The sequence below is a fragment of the Actinomycetota bacterium genome, from assembly GCA_030774015.1.
Classification (GTDB): Bacteria; Actinomycetota; UBA4738; order UBA4738; family JACQTL01; genus JALYLZ01.
Window position 1 is genome coordinate 1 of record JALYLZ010000161.1, and the last position, 14,841, is coordinate 14,841.

A 14,841-nucleotide genomic window follows, 5' to 3' on the forward strand; every position below is an offset into this window, starting at 1 on the left:
TCCGAAGGAGAGGGCTACAGCGGACCCTCCAGGAGCCATGGAAGGAGGACCCCGAACCCGCTAGCATCCAACCCAGGTGCTCCCGTTTTCGACCGGCCACCGCTACAGGTTTCGACCGGCCTTTACAGCCACGGGTCACATGTTGAAGGGGCAGTTGGGGGGGAGGCTGGAGGCACGTGAGACCCGGTCCGAAGATAGACGAACCTATCGGCGCCATTCTTGAATCAGCCCGACGATGCCTCGACGCTGTAGCAGGACGGCCGACTTGATCAAACGCCGGGCGAGGATTCTGCCTGCGAGATGGCCCACGCTGCGTTGATCAGGCCGATGTGGCTGAACGCCTGCGGGAAGTTGCCCAGTAGCTCACCGGTCTCCTCGTCGACCTCCTCGGCCAGGAGGCCGACGTCGTTGGCGAAGGCGATGGCACGCTCGAAGACTGCCCTTGCCCGGTCCACCTTGCCGGCTCGGGCCAGCGCCTCGGCCAGCCAGAACGTGCACAGGAGGAACGTGCCCTCGGTTCCTTCCAGGCCGTCCACGCCCTCCTCGGCTCGGTACCGGAACACCAGCCCGCGGTCGTCGGTGAGGTCCCGCTCGGTGGCGTCGATGGTGGCGAGCATGCGGGGGTCGTCCGCCGGCAGGAACCCCACGATGGCCATCATCAGGTTCGACGCGTCGAGCTCGGACCCCCCGAAGTACTGGGTGAACGCGCCGGCCTGGTCGGACCACCCGCGTTCCTGGATGGCGGCCCGGATCTCGTCGCGGGTCCGCGTCCAGTCCTCCACGCGGGCTTCCCCTCCGATCAGGGGGGCCATGTCGATGGCCCGATCGAGCGCGACCCAGCACATCAGCTTGGAGTACAGGAAGTCCCGGGGCTCCCCCCGGACCTCCCAGATCCCCTGGTCCTTCTCCTGCCACCGGCTCGCCGCCGCGTCCGCCACCTGGACCAGGAACGCCTTGGTCGCTTCGTCGATCTCCGACAGCTGGTCGCGCAGCCGGTAGGCCGCGTCCAGCAGCTCCCCGTACACGTCCAGCTGCCGCTGGTCCCACGCCCCGTTGCCCACCCGGACGGGACGACTGTCCCTCCACCCGGACAGGTGCGGCAGGGTTCGCTCCGACAGGTCGTGCTCCCCGCCGATGCCGAACATGATCTGGAGGTCGCGGCCCCCGACCACCTGCGATGCCACCGCGCCGGTCATCCAGGAGAAGAACTTCAGGGCCTCGTCGGGGCACGCCGCCACCCACAGGGCGTCGAGGGTGAAGGAGGCGTCCCTGACCCAGGCATAGCGGTAGTCCCAGTTGCGCTCGCCGCCCACGCCCTCGGGGAGCGAGGTGGTGGGCGCGGCCACGATGGCCCCGGTGGGCTGATACATCAGCGCCTGGAGCACCCGCCCGGAGTGGTACACGAGGTCCTCCCATGGCCCCTCGTACGCCTGGTGGACGCCGGACCAGGTTCGCCAGGCCTCCACCGTTCCCTCGATCCCCTTGGCGATCTGGTCCTGGGTCCACGGGGCCGGTTGGTCGGGGTCGAACGACGTGCGCCACTGCTGGGCGAAGCCGGCGTCCTCGCCCTCGCGCAGGGAGAACCTGAACCGGGCGGTCGAGCCCTCGATCGTGGCCGGCCGGTCGGTGGAGAGCAGCGATCGCATCGCTCCGCCGCGGGCTTCGATGCCGGCCTCGGTCGCAGCGAGGAGCGGCGAGATCAGCCCGTACTCGGGCCGGGGGGCGAACTCCACCTCGATCTCGACCTCCCCCGAGGTGCACTCGATCCGGCGGAGGAGCGCCCGGGAAGCGCCGGCCCCGAGGTCGTGGCCGTGTTCGGTGGGGTCCAGGGCCATGGCGTCGGTGAGCACGGCGGTGCCTCCGTCGGTTCGGAAGGTCGTCTCCAGGACCATGGTCCGGTCGAGGTATCGGCGCTCGGCGGTGAACTCACCGGTGGGGGCGATGGAGTGGTGACCTGCCGACTGGTCCAGGATCCTGGCGAACACCGCCGGGCTGTCGAATCGGGGCCGGCACAGCCAGTCGATGGATCCGCTCCGGCTCACCAGGGCGGCCGAGTGACAGTCGGAGATCAGCGCGTAGTCGGCGATCGGCGTTGTGCTCATTGGCCCCTCCCTGGTGATCTCTACGGGGAACCCGGATCCGCTCCGCCGAGTTCCGACCTACCGTCTCTCCCGATGGTCCCGCGTTACACACGCGGGGAAGGAGGGGCCCTCGAGCGCTGTCAGCCGAGCGCTGCCTGGAGCTGGCGGAGGAAGCGGGGGATCACGCGCTTCTCCTGATAGCGGGCGAAGGTCTTCTCGAGGGGCTTGAACAGGCCTCGGCCTTCGCCCCCTGGGCGGGCAGAATTGGTCGCTACTTCGATTTCTTCGCCGAACGCTTTGGCGCACGCTGGCTGAGCGCGCTCGCCGCTGCGGTCTTCGAGGCCTTGCTGGTCCTCTTGTCACGGAGAACCTTCGACGCGGCCTTGGCCGCCCTGGATCCTGTCTTCCGCGATGCGGGCACTTGTCCACCTCCCTTCATGGAGAGACCCATCACTTTGACCTCCCGGTCCGGGAAGACAGCCCGGATTTCAAGCTCCCCGCCGATGGCGGTCACGTAGTTGCGCAGGGTGGAGAGGTAGACATCACCTTCGCGTTCCACACGCGAGACATTCGCTTGGGAGACGCCGAGGACATCGGCCACATCGACCTGCCGCAACTGCTGCGACTCTCGGAGTTCGAAAAGCGTTAGCGAGTCCCTGGCTCCTCGCTTGAACTCCTCGACTCGAGCGCGCCGACGAGGGTCGGCGTCGATAGCCGCCCGCAGCTCGTTGAAGTTTCGTCTCGCGCTCATTTCAGCTCTCCCTCTCGTCGTAGTTCCTCGAGATGCTCGTCGTACAGCCGATCCGCAATCGGGACCATGTGCTCATACCATTGCTTCCATCGCCCAGTCTTGTCACCTCCGATGAGCAGGATCGCCATCCGTCTCGGATCGAAGATGAACAGCACTCTCAAGTTGCCCTTCGGCGGAATCAACTCTTTCATGTTCGAGTGGCGGGAGATCTCGATGGGCGCCACCAGGGGGCGCCGGAGCCCGGGACCCTCTTCTTGGAGGATCTCAACGACAGCATCGATTGCATCCTGCTCCACCTCGGAAAGGGTGTTCCACCAGGCTCCGAATTCATCCGTGAACTCGACCTCCCAAGCCACGAATAGTCCACGACGTGTGGGCGGGGATCCGCTCGGACAGCCTGAACTGCCGCTCCTGCACCCACGACTCGGAGCTCTCGTGCGCGGTCATCGACGAGACGTGCGATCCGCGCGAGCCGGTCGACCCCCCGCCCGCCTACCGAGCGGACGCGCTAGGACTCGACCGCCGGAGCGCGCGGGTCTACGAGCGCCAGCCAGGAGGGGACCCGTGCCTTCGTTCCTCGGGCCTCTGCCAGCCGCAGGAGCTTCGCCTCGACGAATCGCTGGTCGCGCTGCTCTCCGAGGCGGATCGAGCCCTTGGGAGACTCGATGGCGCAGTGGGCGTGCTGCCTGATCCGGACCTCTTCGTGCTCCAGTACGTCCGTCGGGAGGCCGTCCTCTCGAGCCAGATCGAGGGGACGCACGCTTCGCTGATGGACGTCCTTGAGTTCGAGGCCGAGATGGAGCGGGCCGAGCGGCGGGTCGACGTCGCCGAGATCATCAACTACGTCGGGGCCATGAACCACGGCTTGGCCCGCCTCGCGGAGCTTCCCCTGTCGCGGCGTCTCCTCTGCGAGGTGCACGCCAAGCTCATGGAGGGTGTCCGCGGCGGTGAACCTCACAACACACCGGGCGAGGTCCGTAGATCGCAGAACTGGATCGGGGGCGGCTCACCCGCCACGGCCCGGTTCGTCCCGCCTCCGCCCGAGCTGGTGTCGGACGCCTTCGCCAACCTCGAAAACTACCTCCACGATCCAGAACCGGTCCCGCCGCTCCTGAAGGCGGGCATCGCACACGCGCAGTTCGAGACCATCCACCCGTTCCTCGACGGGAACGGCCGGACCGAGAGACTGCTGATCACGTTCTGGCCGACTGAGCAGGGCGTCCTGCGGAGACCGCTCCTGTACACGTCCCTGTACTTCAAGGACCACCGGGACGACTACATCGACAGGCTCCAGGCCATCCGGGACGACGGGGACTGGGAAGGCTGGCTCGCCTTCTTCCTCGACGGAGTGGCGAGGTGGCCACCGAGGCCACCGAGACGGCGACCCGGATCACGGACCTACGAGAGCGGGATCGGGCCCGGGTCGGTGCCGGTCTCGGCCGACGCGCCGCCTCGGCGCTCGCCCTGCTCGATCAGCTGTTCAGGCAGCCCGTGGTGTCCGTGAAGCTGGTGCAGGCGATGCTCCAGGTTTCCCAGCCAACCGCATCGGCTCTGGTGCGCGATCTGGCGGAGGTCGGGTTGCTTCGCGAGATCACGGGCCGCCGACGGAACCGTCTGTTCGCGTATGGCGAGTACCTGGACCTGTTCCCCGAAGCGACCGCCCGGCAGTAGAAACCAACGCTTGGGCCCCCTTGAGGTCGTGTCAGCACCTCGCACTAGCGTTGCGGGCGTGGAGCCGTACAACTCACGCGCCGGCCGGGGCGGGTTGCGCTCCCTGAGCATCGTCGAAGACGTCATCCGATCCGAGCGAGGGGCGCAACTCCAGCACTTCGATGCCCTGGACGCGAAGGCCGGCGTCATTCTGGGGTTCGCCGGCGCCCTCGCCGCACTCGCGCCTCTTCGTGTCAACCTCATCGTCGAGTCGGGCCGCTGCGTCGCCCTCGCCGGTGCCTTGCTCGCCCTGTGGGCGTTCTGGCCACGGCGTCACGGCACGGTCGACCTCCGGGCGTTCCGAGATCGGTATCTCGCGGCGGAACCGGGGCTCGCACGACTCCGACTGGCCGACACGCAGTCGCCTCAAGGCTTCCATGGGTTTCCTCGCGATGGGGGCCGTTCTCATCGGTCTCGGTGTGCTCGTAGACTGGTTCAGGTGAGTATGGAGTCTGAGCCGCAGGAAGCGACGCCCCAGGAGCCAGCCACGGATGGGGAGGAGGCACCGCCTCCATTTCAGCCGGACCCTGAGATCGTCACCGTGCTCGAGCGGGGGCGCGATCGTGCTGAGGAAGCGCGCATGCGGGAGGCCGTTCGAGAGCAGGGAGATCGTCGGTAGACTCGCACGCGCGCGCCTCCGTTTCTGCCTCGTCTACTTCTCGGTCGATGACCTGCAGGCGGCTCTCGAACGGGTCCGCGCGGCCGGCGGCGAGGTCGTCCATCCCGGCGAGCGCTGGGTCGTGTGCCGTGACTCTGAGGGCAGCCCCTTCGGGCTGGCGCAGGGAAGCCTGAGCGAAGGAGTCTCGGATGCCGACGGACGACATGAAGGAGCTGTGGGATCGGTGGATCGAGCTGTGGAACGGCGACCTCGCGCTGGCTGAGCGGATCATCCACCCGGAGCTCGCCATCCACCGGATCCCTCCCCCACGGATCCCCGATCAGCTCGGCGGGCGGGAGGGCCTGATCGCATGGATCGAGCAGACGCGCTCGCTCTTCCCCGACCTGCGGTTCACCGTCGAGGTCGGGCCGATCGTGGACGGCGGGATGGTGGCCGGTCGCTGGATCGCCGAGGGCTCCTACCAGGGCGGCATCCCGGGCAGCACCGCGCCGGCCGGCACCCTGGTGCGCTTCCACGGCAACGACATCTGGCGGGCAGACGGCGGGCTGATCCGCGAGTACTGGCTGAGCGACGACCTCCTGGACCTGATGCAGCAGCTGGGCGTGATTGCCTCGGGCTGAGGCCCGCTCAGTCCTGCACGGACTGGAGGAAGCTCCGGACCTCGATAGTGAAGCGCTCGGCGGCCTCGACGTCGCAGAGATGGCCGGCTCCGGGGATGACCACGAGCTTCGATGCTGGGATCGCCTGGTGGAGGTCCTGGGCCACCCTCAGCGGGGAACGCACATCCTGGTCGCCGTACAGCAGCAGGGTCGGCACATCGATGCGCGGAAGGACGTCGCGGAGGTCGGCTTCGGACCCGAACGCGCGCACGATCGTTCGCTGCCCCGCCGGATGGAACTCGGACAGGATCGCCGTGACCTCCTCGACCAGGTCCGCCGGTGCCGATTCCGTGAGGAGGCCGGGGATCCATTCGCGCGCCCAATGATCGGGCGGGAGGTCGGCCAGCCGCAGCCACTGGTGGAGGCGCTGCTGGACGAGCTCTGGGGCAAGCGAGCCCGCCCATCCCGCGTAGGCCGAGGCCAGCACCAGCGTCTTCGGGACGCTGGGATGGCGGCGGTAGAGCTCCAGAGCGAGGACGGCTCCGAACGACAGTCCGGCCACGTGCGGCCCCTCCAGGCCGAGCGCTTCGATGAAGGCGGCCAGGCAGTCGGCGTAGTCGGGAGAGCGGAACGTCTCAGGCGGATCCGAAGACCGGCCGCAGCCGGGAGCATCCCACGCCACCACGGTGAACTCGTCGGACAGGGCCTCCAGCTGGCGCCGCCACTCCCTGCTGTCCAGAGGGCCCCCGTGCAGGAGGACGAGCGGTGGTCCCGTTCCCACCCGCTGATAGGCGATGCTGAGCCCCCCGACCTCGATCTGGTGCAAGGTCCGGGTAGGCGTCATGGCACGGGCAACGCCGACGAGACTGGCCGTTTGGGGAGCTAGCTGTACCTGGCCGATTCGAACAGCGCGATGATGTTCCCCTCGCTGTCCTTGAACCAGCACCCCCGCTCTCCCGGAGCGAACTCGGCGATCCCGTCCACGGTCTTGACCCCGGGGATGTCGTACTCCTCGAAGGTCACGCCCCGGGACTTGAGCGCATCCATCTCCGCGGAGAGGTCCTTCGCCATGAATCCCATGGCGGTCGCCTGGTTGGTCCCGGCGTACTGCGAGGGGTACACCCAGAACTCGGTGCCGTCGCCGGCCGAGTACTGCACGCCGCCCTCATCCTCCTGGGTCGGCTTGAGCCCCATCGTGTCGGCGTACCACTGCTTGGCCCGTTCGACGTCACTCGCCGGAAGCATCGCGGCGCAACGGCGCTCTTCGAACATCTCCCACCTCCTCGGGGTCGTGTGCGAGATGAGCATTGCGACCACCGGATCGGCTGTCAAACCGCGCTCGTGATCGGCTCGGAGGAATTCAGTCTGAAGCTGGAAGCGTGGAGGAGGCGCGTGATCCCCGCCTGCTGGTGGTTACGCCGGGAGCAGGCGGATGGCGGCGGGGCCGAGCTTGGTGGTGGAGTCGTTCAGGCGGAGGCCGACCATTCCGATGCGCCCGCGGACCCAGGCGCCGTCCTGGAGCACTTCCACCTGGAGGCCTCCTTCGACGGTCTCCGTGACCCGGAAGATCGTGTCCGGATCGATTTGGTAGACGCCTGAGGAACTCACCTGTCTAGTGTACCTGCGCCGGCGGCGGCTTGACGGCGTTTCAGGCCGCGAGCCACCCGCCGGCGAGAGAAATCCTGCACCCGCACACGGGCGCCACGTCCGGCTCTTGGGCCATGAGGCTCGTCGGGCTGTATAAACGAACCTGTGGGAGAGGCGGAGAAGGATCGCGGGGACGGGTCGGCGGGGGTGTCCGAGCCTCGGGGCGCCGGGGCCTTGCCCGCTTCACCGCGGTTGGCTTGCCCCTCCTGCGGATCGGATCGCACGCAGCCGTTCCTCCACGCCGGGCCCGGGGCTCGGGTGAACATGAAGTGCATGGACTGCGGGCACCTGTTCAAGGACCGGAACCTCCGGCGGTAGTTCCGATCGGGGGAGGGCGAGGCGGCTCAGGCCACCTCGGCGGCGATGCGCTCTCCCAGGCGGGCCAGGGCCTGCGTGGCCAGCGCCACGCGGGCGTGCGGGTCCCGGAAGCCGCCCACGTGGTCGGACTCGGCCTCACGGCCGGACTCGTCCCGGGCCAGGAAGTACTTCGTGCTGTCGGAATGGTCGGTGTGCAGCTCGACGATGAATCGGTCCATCGGATCCACCTCCTGAGGTCGCCGGTCGCCGGTCGCCGGTCGGTGGTCCATCCTCCCACGGCGTGGGGGGCGCTACGCCGGCCGAGGGGCCCGACGCCGGCACCTCACGGGAATCTCAACATGGCCGTCACATCGCCGGGACAGGCGCTGCCCGTCCGCCGTCGGGGCAAAGACGTACACTCGATGGAGACGCGACCCCGTTCTTGACGGGAGAAACCAGCACTCACGGGATCGCTTCCTCTGATCCCGTCCCACCGTTGGCTTCAGCGCAGGGCCTGATACCCCGAGCGATTCGCTCTCGATCTGGTTCCAGTTGGCCCGAGCGGTCTGGACACCGAGCAGTGAAGGAGAGCGATTTCATGAGACACGTGCGCGTCGCAACCTACGCGATCAACAAGGGCACCTTCCAGGAAGTGGCCGACCGCGCCAAGGAGGGCATGCTCCCGAAGTTCCAGGCGCAGCCGGGCTTCATCCGGTACGGCGTTGCCGACGTCGGTGACAGCACCCTCCTGTCGATCAGCCTGTGGGAGACGCACGACCAGGCCAACGCCGCCGCCCCCGTGGCCGCGACGTGGATCAAGGACAACATGACCGGCGAGATCGAGCTGCGCTCGAACTACGTCGGTGACTTCGCCTTCTACCAGGGCGTACCGGCCAAGGTCTGAGCGAGTCGCTGGGAGTCGACCGCGCAGAGGGAAGGCGCGGCCGTTTTTCACGCGAAGGGAGTCCACCTCGGTGGGCTCCCTCGCTCGTTGGGCTGAACACCGATGGCATGGGCCGTCCTTCAGGCTTCCCCGGCTCCGCGATTAGCCGAGCGCGGTTTGGAGCTGGCTCAGGAAGCGGGGAATCACGCGCTTCTCCTGGTAGCGGGCGAACGTCTTCTCCAGGGGCTTGAAGAGGCCGCGCCCTTCGCCTGTCAACTCCAGGGTCATGCGGGTACCGCCGTTCGCCGGCTCCAGACGGTAGCTGCCATCGGCCACGAAGGTTCCCTTGTTGACCTGCTTCCACGCCAGGAGGGTCGGAGGTTCCATGGCGGTGATCTCGGTGACCACCGTCTCCTTCTTTCCCCAGAAACGGTTCACGGTCTCGAACCGGCTGCCCACTCCCACCGGGCCATCGGTCAGCTGGCGGGACGAGAGGACATAGGGGCTGCGCCAGTCGGTCTCCTGCTTGGCCTCGGTCAGGAACCGGTAGACATCCTCGATGGGTTTGCCGAGCACGACACTTCCTGCGGAACGAGTGGTCACTGCTCCCCCTTCTCATGGCCGCTCGGGCGTGTGCAGCGTAGCTGATCCCGTGCGCCGGCTTGCCCGGTCAGATCCGGGCGATCGAACGGACCGGCAGGCGGGGGCCGAACCGGGGGGCGGTCAGGCCGCTCGACTCGAGCAGACGGATCACCCTTCCTCGCTGGCCCGCGTAAGGGGAAAGGAGCTCGAGCATCCGGTCGTCGGTGCCTCGTGGTTCGCCGGCGAGCGCCCAGCTGACCAGGTGGGGGAGGTGGTAGTCGCCGACGCTGACGGCGTCGGGATCGCCGAACGCCACCGCGGCCACTTCCGCGGCCGTCCACGCTCCGACGCCCTGGATGGCGCGGAGCCGCTCCGGCGACGTCAGGTGTTCGAGGCGTGCGGCGCGGCGGCCGATGTCGCGGAGAACCTCGGCTCGCCTTCGTTCGATGCCCAGGGGGTGGAGCTCGTAGTAGGGGGTCTCGGCCAGGCGCTGCGGGTCGGGTTGGAGGAGGAGTCCGGCGGGACCGGGAGCCGGTTCGCCGAGGGCTCGCACCAGCCCTCGGTAACTGCTGCGGGCCCCCTTGCCCACGACCTTCTGTTCCAGGATCGCTGGAATCAGGGCTTCCACCACGGCGTTGGTTCGGCCGATGCGGAGGCCGCGGAACCTGCGGTGCAGCTCGTGGACGATCCGGTGCTGCGGGCGGAAGTCGACCGGGTCGTCGTGGAGGCCGAGCAGGTCGGGGGCGGCTTCCAGGAGCCACGAGGCGCCCGGGCCGCACGCCTGCACGACGATGGTTCCGTTCTCGCTGGTGACGTGTTGCGTGGCCGGGCCATCGGGCGTCCGGGTGGCTCGCCAGATGCCGTCCGGCTCCACTCGGACCGTCGGGTCGCCGGTTCCGTGGGCCAGCCTGCCGAGGGTGAGGTGCAGGTCGAAGGGGAGCTGGGGTTCGAGCCGGCGTTCCTTCACGATCAGGAGAGTAGATCGCGGAGCTGACTCGGGCTGATGTTGCCGCCGCTGCACATCAGGGCGACCTTCTTGCCGGCCAGCCCGAGCTTCAGGGCCGCCGCCAGGGGGGCGGCGCCCGCGGGCTCCACGAGGTTCCTGGTCTTCTCGATCATGTGGCGGGTGGCGCTGCGGATCTCGTCGTCGCTGACCAGGACGAAGTCGTCCAGGTGGTCCCACAGGATCCTCTGGGGGAGGTCGAACGCGGTCCGGGTGGCCAGGCCTTCGGCGAACGTCTCCATGCGGTCCTCGACCAGCTTGCGGGCCTGCCAGGACCTGAACGCCGCCGGCGCCGCCTCGGACTGCACGCCGACGGCGCGAGCCGGGTGGCCCATGCCCTTGACCACCACGCAGGCGCCCGCGGCCGCGCTGCCTCCGCCGATCGGGACGATGATCGCTTCGACGTCCGGCTGGTCCTCGAGGATCTCCAGCGTGAGGGTGCCGACTCCGGCGAGGAGAGGCGGCTCGTCGCCGGAGTGCACGTAGCGGTGCTGGGCGGCGGCCAGCGCCTCGGCGTGCTCGCGGGCCTCGTCGTAGTCGCGGCCGTGGAAGACGATCTCGGCGCCGAGCGCTTGCATCGACTCGACCTTCACCGGGTTGGCGTTCTCGGGGACGCAGATGAGGACCCGCACGCCGAACAGGTGGCCGGCGTACGCCAGGGACTGGCCGTGGTTGCCGGTGGAGGCGGCGATCAGGCCCCGGCGGCGCTCGTCCTCGGTGAGCTGTAGGACGAGGTTGACACCGCCCCGGACCTTGAACGCGCCGACCGGCTGGTGGTTCTCGTGCTTCACCCACACCTCGGTGCCGACCAGCTCGTCGAGCGCCGGATAGTTGAACAGCGGCGTCCGGTGCAGGTAGGGCGCGATGCGGCGGCGGGCTTGGAGCACGTCGACGATGGTGGGCGGCTCCATGGCCCCAGATGGTACGCGGGATGTGCCATCCACCTGCCATGCGGAACCTTTGCCAAGGTGCCAGACTAAATAAGGTTCACCGAGTATCCTTATTTAACATCGGACCTAGCAAAGGATCGGGATGGCGAGCACCCGAGCGGGCCACTACGAGCGTCAGAGGGGAGGATACCGGGCCTTCCTTCCCAGGCCGCTGCCGCCTGGGGATCTTCGCCTCGACGAATCGCTCGTGGCGCTGCTCTCGGAGGCAGACCGGGCGCTCGGGAGGTTGGACGGGGCCGTGAGCGTCTTGCCCGATCCGGACCTCTTCGTTCTCCAGTACGTCCGGCGAGAGGCGGTCCTTTCGAGCCAGATCGAGGGTACGCACGCCTCCCTGATGGATGTCTTGGAGTTCGAGGCGGAGATGGAGCGTGCCGAACGACGCGTGGACGTCGCAGAGATCATCAACTACGTCCGGGCAATGAACCACGGCCTGGCTCGCCTCTCGGACCTTCCGTTGTCCAGGCGCCTCCTGTGCGAGGTGCATGGCAAGCTCATGGAAGGTGTCCGGGGCAGCGAACCGCAAAGGACGCCGGGCCAGTTCCGGAGGTCTCAGAACTGGATCGGAGGCGGTTCCCCGGCCACGGCCCGCTTCATCCCGCCCCCGCCCGAATTGGTCTCGGACGCTTTCGCCAATCTCGAAAGCTACCTACACGATCCGGAACCTGTCCCTCCTCTCCTCAAGGCTGGCATCGCGCACGCGCAGTTCGAAACGATCCATCCGTTCCTTGACGGTAACGGCCGGACCGGGAGGCTGCTCATCACGTTCTGGCTGACCGAGCAGGGGGTCCTGCGTAGACCGCTGCTGTACACGTCCCTCTACTTCAAGGAGCATCGGGACGACTACATGGCCCGGCTCCAGGCCGTCCGGGACGACGGAGATTGGGAGGGTTGGCTCGCGTTCTTCCTTGATGGTGTGGCGCAAGTGGCGACCGAAGCCACCGAGACGGCCACCCGGATATCGGACCTCAGGGAACGGGACCGAGCTCGGGTCGGCGTCGGGCTCGGCCGTCGAGCCGCATCGGCCCTCACACTTCTGGACCGGCTGTTCCGTCAGCCCGTGGTGTCCGTGAAGCTAGTGCAGGAATTACTCCAAGTTTCCCAGCCAACGGCGGCCGCGTTGCTGCGTGAGCTCGCTGAGGTTGGCTTGCTTCGTGAGGTAACGGGCCGGCGCCGGAACCGTCTGTTCGCCTATCGGGAGTACCTGGACCTCTTTCCCGGCGCGACCGCGCGCGATTGAACGTCCAGACCATGGCGCAGCCGATTTGCGTCTGGACGCGACCGGCCCCGCAATCAGTCGCGGGGCACCGAGGCGATCGGCTCCGTGGGCGCCGGCGCCGGGGGCTTCTCGTGGCCGTCCGGCGCCGCGGAGGCCGCGGTCAGCCTGGCGACGGTCGCCTCGAGCTCGGCGAGCTTGGCCTCCAGGGCGGACGTGGACGCCAGCGGCGGCGGTGAGGCGTCGCCGGAGGCCGGATCAGTGTCCTTTCCGGCTCCGGCGCGGATCTTGCCGTACTCGACCACCGCAGACGACGCGAAGTAGAACCCGATCACCACGCCGAACAGCGAGGTGAGGTTGCTCATCAATGTTCGGCCGAAGTCGTGGACGGTGTTCGTGGAGAACAGGAAGATCGCCACGGCGGCGAAGAAGACCATGGCGAACGCGGTGGTGAGAGCGGTGCGGACCTCGGAGCTCTCGAACGGATGGTAGCGCCGGCCCTGATGGCCGAGGGACAGGGTCCCCAGGAACGAGACCACGCCGATGGCGAAGATCGCTCCCATCCGGGTCTGGTTGAGGTTCTGGAAGATGATCCCGATCAGTTGCGCCGCGGAGAGGATCACGATCAGGGCCACGCCGATCCAGATGGCGTTCAGCCGGAATCGCGAGCCGCGACGGGGAATCGAATGGCTTTCCGTCGGGGCGGGAGCCCGGCTCTCCGAATCCGGCATGCGCATCGTCTCCTTACGCGAGTGGTCCCCGAGGGCATCTTGGTCGCGAGGGATGATCGTGTCCAGGCCCGGCCGGGCCGGCCGGACCGGGGCGTACTCCGACCCTACGTCGGGATGACTGACGTCTCGCGCTCGGGCGCGGCTGCCGTGATCCGGTCGACGGGCTCGTTCAGGGCCCGGAGGCGCCCGAAGATCGGCAGCGCCAGGAAGGTGAACAGGCCTCCCACCACGAACCCGACCGGCACCGATCGCTCCTGGGACAGGAATCCCAGGCCGGTCTGCCCTCCGACGCTTCCCAGGCTTCCCACCAGGGAGTCGAACGAGACCAGGGTGGCTCGCTCCGAGGTGGGGATGGAGGCGTGGAGGTACGTCTGGCGGACCGGCGAGAGGACCCCGCCGGCGACGGCGCCCAGCAGGAACACCGGCACGGCCACCCAGAAGGTGCGGAAGGTCCCGGTGGCAACCATGGTCGCGGCCGTGACCGCCGACGCCCCGAGCAGGATCGTGGTCCGCCTCCGGCCCGGCTTCACCAGCCGTCCGACCAGGACGTTGCCGGCGATCCCGGCCAGGGAGAAGAACGCCGCGATCAGGCCCGAGAGCCAGATGGCGTTCTTTCCGTACAGGTCCAGGAAGTAGGGCTGCCACGCGTACCAGGCCCACGAGAAGAACCCGTACGACAGGAACGAGTACATGACCAGCAGGCGGACGGACGGCTTCCGCCACCCGTAGGTCATGCCGGCTCGGGCGACCGTGCGCATCTCGCCGACCACGCCGCGCAGGTGCATGGCCCGGGGCGTGAAGCCGATGTCGTGCATGGTCCGGACGCCCACGCCGAACGCCATGAGCAGCAACGCCACCCGGACCAGGTAGGGGATAGACAGGTTGAGCTGACCGAGCAGCCCGCCACCCACGGTTCCAATGAGCATGGCCACGCTCGACACGATGGAGGCCCGGGCGAACACGCGGTCCAATTCCTGCTCGTATCCGGTGGCCTTGAGCGCGTCCACCAGCCACGCCTCCACCGCGCCCGAATAGAACGTGTAACCGAGGCCCAGGATCACCCCGGCCAGGCAGAACAGGAGCAGGCCCCCTTTGATGGCCGCGACGCCCACGTAGGCCAGCGTCCCCACGGCCAGCGTGGCCTCGGACAGCAGGAACGAGACCCGGCGTCCCAACGTGTCCGCCACGACGCCGGTGGGGATCTCGAACAGGGCCATGGCGGCGGTGAACGCGGCGTTGGCCAGGAACACCTGGAAGATCGACAGGCCTGCGTGCAGCAGGAACAGGGTGTTGATCCCCCAGATCAGCGAGGCCGATAGCGTGAACAGCCCGCTGATCACGAGGTACCCGCGGATCACGCGCTTCGGGTTCACTGCCGACGGTTACCGGTAGTCGTCGTCGTCCTCGTTCCAGGCCGCTCGGGCCTGTTCCTGGGCGTCGGCCTCGGGGACCTCGGGGCGTTCAGACGGGCGCTCGTTGGAGCCCCGGCGGAGCGGCTGGGCCTGCTCCTGGGCGTCGGCCTCGGGGACCTCGGAGTTGTCCGCGGCCCGCCGGAGGGGCTCCTCCCCCTCCTCTTCCTCCAGCTCGTCCTCGGCGCGGTCGGGGTCCGGAACCTCGGTCTCGGTCATCGAGGGCACTCTATCGGAACGGCGTCGGCCGGTCTCCGAGGGACCTGTACGCGTTCGCACAGGAAACTCCAAGCCACCGGAGCTTGAATGGAGTCCTCCTGGAAGTACCCCCCGGTGCGGCCCCCGGCCAACCCCCCTCCCGGGGGC

The 14,841-nt window shown here is 68.2% G+C and carries 20 protein-coding genes; 6 read left to right on the forward strand and 14 right to left on the reverse strand.

What is annotated here, in order from left to right; all coding sequences use genetic code 11:
- Positions 1-269: 269 nt before the first annotated feature.
- The 3 genes from M3Q23_15865 to M3Q23_15875 form a co-directional block, all read right to left on the reverse strand.
- The gene (locus M3Q23_15865) at positions 270-2,102 is read right to left on the reverse strand and encodes a glycoside hydrolase family 15 protein (protein ID MDP9343532.1); all 1,833 of its coding nucleotides are present in this window, start codon (positions 2,100-2,102) and stop codon (positions 270-272) included.
- A 250-nt stretch (positions 2,103-2,352) separates the two neighbouring features.
- The gene (locus M3Q23_15870; protein MDP9343533.1) at positions 2,353-2,832 is read right to left on the reverse strand and encodes a helix-turn-helix domain-containing protein; all 480 of its coding nucleotides are present in this window, start codon (positions 2,830-2,832) and stop codon (positions 2,353-2,355) included.
- Positions 2,829-3,188: a type II toxin-antitoxin system RelE/ParE family toxin gene (locus M3Q23_15875; protein ID MDP9343534.1), complete on the reverse strand. Its 360-nt coding sequence runs from the start codon at positions 3,186-3,188 to the stop codon at positions 2,829-2,831. The genes M3Q23_15870 and M3Q23_15875 overlap by 4 nt, the downstream gene beginning before the upstream one ends.
- A gap of 14 nt (positions 3,189-3,202) precedes the next feature.
- On the opposite strand from M3Q23_15875, the gene M3Q23_15880 reads away from it, so the two are divergent.
- The gene (locus M3Q23_15880) at positions 3,203-4,336 is read left to right on the forward strand and encodes a Fic family protein (protein ID MDP9343535.1); all 1,134 of its coding nucleotides are present in this window, start codon (positions 3,203-3,205) and stop codon (positions 4,334-4,336) included.
- Complete coding sequence (locus M3Q23_15885) at positions 4,327-4,503, forward strand: hypothetical protein (protein ID MDP9343536.1); 177 nt, start codon at positions 4,327-4,329, stop codon at positions 4,501-4,503. The genes M3Q23_15880 and M3Q23_15885 overlap by 10 nt, the downstream gene beginning before the upstream one ends.
- A gap of 73 nt (positions 4,504-4,576) precedes the next feature.
- Here the strand turns inward: M3Q23_15885 and M3Q23_15890 are convergent, their stop codons facing one another.
- Positions 4,577-4,921 (reverse strand): hypothetical protein, encoded by a 345-nt coding sequence (locus M3Q23_15890; protein MDP9343537.1) that lies wholly within the window; start codon positions 4,919-4,921, stop codon positions 4,577-4,579.
- Positions 4,922-5,033: 112 nt separating this feature from the next.
- Here M3Q23_15890 and M3Q23_15895 point away from each other — a divergent pair, with 112 nt between their 5' ends.
- Positions 5,034-5,423 (forward strand): hypothetical protein, encoded by a 390-nt coding sequence (locus tag M3Q23_15895; GenBank protein ID MDP9343538.1) that lies wholly within the window; start codon positions 5,034-5,036, stop codon positions 5,421-5,423.
- Complete coding sequence (locus M3Q23_15900; protein MDP9343539.1) at positions 5,350-5,781, forward strand: ester cyclase; 432 nt, start codon at positions 5,350-5,352, stop codon at positions 5,779-5,781. Before M3Q23_15895 ends, M3Q23_15900 begins: the two co-directional genes overlap by 74 nt.
- Before the next feature lie 7 nt (positions 5,782-5,788).
- On the opposite strand, the gene M3Q23_15905 is transcribed toward M3Q23_15900, so the two are convergent.
- From M3Q23_15905 to M3Q23_15920, 4 genes are all read right to left on the reverse strand, one after another.
- Positions 5,789-6,604, reverse strand: coding sequence for an alpha/beta hydrolase (locus M3Q23_15905; GenBank protein MDP9343540.1), 816 nt, complete (start codon positions 6,602-6,604; stop codon positions 5,789-5,791).
- Positions 6,605-6,642: 38 nt separating this feature from the next.
- Complete coding sequence (locus M3Q23_15910; protein ID MDP9343541.1) at positions 6,643-7,032, reverse strand: VOC family protein; 390 nt, start codon at positions 7,030-7,032, stop codon at positions 6,643-6,645.
- Between the two features lie 141 nt (positions 7,033-7,173).
- Positions 7,174-7,368 carry a hypothetical protein gene (locus M3Q23_15915; protein ID MDP9343542.1) on the reverse strand — a complete coding sequence of 65 codons (195 nt, stop codon included), beginning with the start codon at positions 7,366-7,368 and terminating at the stop codon, positions 7,174-7,176.
- A 383-nt stretch (positions 7,369-7,751) separates the two neighbouring features.
- A complete protein-coding gene (locus tag M3Q23_15920) occupies positions 7,752-7,943 on the reverse strand; it encodes a hypothetical protein (GenBank protein MDP9343543.1) in 192 nt (63 codons plus the stop codon).
- A gap of 368 nt (positions 7,944-8,311) precedes the next feature.
- Between M3Q23_15920 and M3Q23_15925 the strand changes: the two genes are divergently transcribed.
- The gene (locus tag M3Q23_15925) at positions 8,312-8,608 is read left to right on the forward strand and encodes a hypothetical protein (GenBank protein ID MDP9343544.1); all 297 of its coding nucleotides are present in this window, start codon (positions 8,312-8,314) and stop codon (positions 8,606-8,608) included.
- A gap of 141 nt (positions 8,609-8,749) precedes the next feature.
- On the opposite strand, the gene M3Q23_15930 is transcribed toward M3Q23_15925, so the two are convergent.
- The 3 genes from M3Q23_15930 to M3Q23_15940 form a co-directional block, all read right to left on the reverse strand.
- Complete coding sequence (locus M3Q23_15930; GenBank protein ID MDP9343545.1) at positions 8,750-9,163, reverse strand: SRPBCC family protein; 414 nt, start codon at positions 9,161-9,163, stop codon at positions 8,750-8,752.
- 94 nt (positions 9,164-9,257) lie between these two features.
- Positions 9,258-10,136, reverse strand: a complete 879-nt coding sequence (locus M3Q23_15935; GenBank protein MDP9343546.1) for a DNA-3-methyladenine glycosylase 2 family protein — start codon at positions 10,134-10,136, stop codon at positions 9,258-9,260.
- A gap of 2 nt (positions 10,137-10,138) precedes the next feature.
- Positions 10,139-11,083 (reverse strand): threonine/serine dehydratase, encoded by a 945-nt coding sequence (locus M3Q23_15940; GenBank protein ID MDP9343547.1) that lies wholly within the window; start codon positions 11,081-11,083, stop codon positions 10,139-10,141.
- Between the two features lie 121 nt (positions 11,084-11,204).
- Here M3Q23_15940 and M3Q23_15945 point away from each other — a divergent pair, with 121 nt between their 5' ends.
- The gene (locus M3Q23_15945; GenBank protein ID MDP9343548.1) at positions 11,205-12,359 is read left to right on the forward strand and encodes a Fic family protein; all 1,155 of its coding nucleotides are present in this window, start codon (positions 11,205-11,207) and stop codon (positions 12,357-12,359) included.
- 53 nt (positions 12,360-12,412) lie between these two features.
- Here M3Q23_15945 and M3Q23_15950 read toward each other — a convergent pair whose 3' ends face one another.
- From M3Q23_15950 to M3Q23_15960, 3 genes are all read right to left on the reverse strand, one after another.
- Complete coding sequence (locus M3Q23_15950; GenBank protein ID MDP9343549.1) at positions 12,413-13,066, reverse strand: hypothetical protein; 654 nt, start codon at positions 13,064-13,066, stop codon at positions 12,413-12,415.
- Between the two features lie 104 nt (positions 13,067-13,170).
- The gene (locus M3Q23_15955; GenBank protein MDP9343550.1) at positions 13,171-14,439 is read right to left on the reverse strand and encodes an MFS transporter; all 1,269 of its coding nucleotides are present in this window, start codon (positions 14,437-14,439) and stop codon (positions 13,171-13,173) included.
- Between the two features lie 9 nt (positions 14,440-14,448).
- Complete coding sequence (locus M3Q23_15960) at positions 14,449-14,694, reverse strand: hypothetical protein (GenBank protein ID MDP9343551.1); 246 nt, start codon at positions 14,692-14,694, stop codon at positions 14,449-14,451.
- Positions 14,695-14,841 lie beyond the last annotated feature (147 nt).

Excerpts from the sequence above, each read along its gene's own strand:
- M3Q23_15960 (MDP9343551.1), bottom strand. The coding sequence starts at position 14,694 with ATGACCGAGACCGAGGTTCCGGACCCCGACCGCGCCGAGGACGAGCTG.
- M3Q23_15950 (MDP9343549.1), bottom strand. The coding sequence starts at position 13,066 with ATGCCGGATTCGGAGAGCCGGGCTCCCGCCCCGACGGAAAGCCATTCG.
- M3Q23_15920 (MDP9343543.1), bottom strand. The coding sequence starts at position 7,943 with ATGGACCGATTCATCGTCGAGCTGCACACCGACCATTCCGACAGCACG.
- M3Q23_15895 (MDP9343538.1), top strand. The coding sequence starts at position 5,034 with ATGGGGAGGAGGCACCGCCTCCATTTCAGCCGGACCCTGAGATCGTCA.
- M3Q23_15870 (MDP9343533.1), bottom strand. The coding sequence starts at position 2,832 with ATGAGCGCGAGACGAAACTTCAACGAGCTGCGGGCGGCTATCGACGCC.
- M3Q23_15900 (MDP9343539.1), top strand. The coding sequence starts at position 5,350 with ATGCCGACGGACGACATGAAGGAGCTGTGGGATCGGTGGATCGAGCTG.
- M3Q23_15940 (MDP9343547.1), bottom strand. The coding sequence starts at position 11,083 with ATGGAGCCGCCCACCATCGTCGACGTGCTCCAAGCCCGCCGCCGCATC.
- M3Q23_15865 (MDP9343532.1), bottom strand. The coding sequence starts at position 2,102 with ATGAGCACAACGCCGATCGCCGACTACGCGCTGATCTCCGACTGTCAC.
- M3Q23_15910 (MDP9343541.1), bottom strand. The coding sequence starts at position 7,032 with ATGTTCGAAGAGCGCCGTTGCGCCGCGATGCTTCCGGCGAGTGACGTC.
- M3Q23_15905 (MDP9343540.1), bottom strand. The coding sequence starts at position 6,604 with ATGACGCCTACCCGGACCTTGCACCAGATCGAGGTCGGGGGGCTCAGC.
- M3Q23_15890 (MDP9343537.1), bottom strand. The coding sequence starts at position 4,921 with ATGGAAGCCTTGAGGCGACTGCGTGTCGGCCAGTCGGAGTCGTGCGAG.
- M3Q23_15945 (MDP9343548.1), top strand. The coding sequence starts at position 11,205 with ATGGCGAGCACCCGAGCGGGCCACTACGAGCGTCAGAGGGGAGGATAC.